The organism is Paenibacillus sp. Soil750 (assembly GCF_001428045.1).
GTDB lineage: Bacteria > Bacillota > Bacilli > Paenibacillales > NBRC-103111 > Paenibacillus_E > Paenibacillus_E allorhizoplanae.
The window spans coordinates 1-717 of record NZ_LMSD01000002.1 but is presented as its reverse complement, the minus strand read 5'-3'; the positions used below and the strand labels follow the sequence as shown (position 1 = coordinate 717).

2 protein-coding genes are annotated in these 717 nt (G+C 42.0%); both read right to left on the bottom strand.

All coding sequences use genetic code 11. The features are described 5' to 3' along the window. On the bottom strand, nucleotides 1-285 hold a 285-nt coding region (locus tag ASL11_RS36945; RefSeq protein ID WP_162261620.1), incomplete at its 3' end, for an IS3 family transposase. 56 nt (nucleotides 286-341) lie between these two features. Then, nucleotides 342-638 (bottom strand): transposase, encoded by a 297-nt coding sequence (locus ASL11_RS03230; RefSeq protein WP_056609655.1) that lies wholly within the window; start codon nucleotides 636-638, stop codon nucleotides 342-344. Nucleotides 639-717 lie beyond the last annotated feature (79 nt).

The window sequence follows — 717 nt, the reverse complement described above, 5'->3', positions numbered from 1 at the left end:
GGGAGCAATCGGCTGATCGTGATTCGAATCTGTTGTTTGAACTCTAAATTTCCGTGCCATACAAGAGCGTAGACCTTGTTCACGCATAATGAGGCCGACCGTCCGTTCCGATACACACAAGCCTTCCTTCAAAAGTTCTTTGTGTATTCGTGGGCTGCCATAGATTTCATGCTTGAGTTGAAAGTGATATTTAATACGATCTGTTATTTCTTCTTTGCGTTTGCACTGCTCAGAGACCTCAGCTGCTCGCCATTTGTAATATCCGCTCTTGGAGACCTTTAACACTTTGCACATCTTCTCCAATCGAAACTCRGAGCGGTGATCTTCAATGAACTTAAACCTCAGTTCTTTTCTTTGCTGAAGATGTGCATGGCCTTTTTTAGAATCGCGATCTCCTCCTTCAGATCTTCGATTTCCCGTTTCTGGTCATCAATGAGCTGAGACTGCTCGCGGAGGTTTTCCACTTTGTTCACAGGTTCATGGTCAAACTCCCGATATTTCCCCAACCAGTTACGAAGGGTACCAGGATTGATATTCAACTCATCCGCAATATGCTCTAGAGATTTAGTCTGTTCTTGCACATACTTTACAGCTTCACGTTTAAAAGTTTCATTATATCGTTGTCTTGATTCGCTCATGGAAAGACACCTCTTAGTTAATAGTTAAGATTATTATCACTTCTACACTAAGAGACGTCCACTATTAATTCTAAGTGCA

What these genes read in the sequence shown, in the direction of transcription:
- ASL11_RS03230 (WP_056609655.1), bottom strand. Translation starts at nt 638, where the DNA reads ATGAGCGAATCAAGACAACGATATAATGAAACTTTTAAACGTGAAGCT.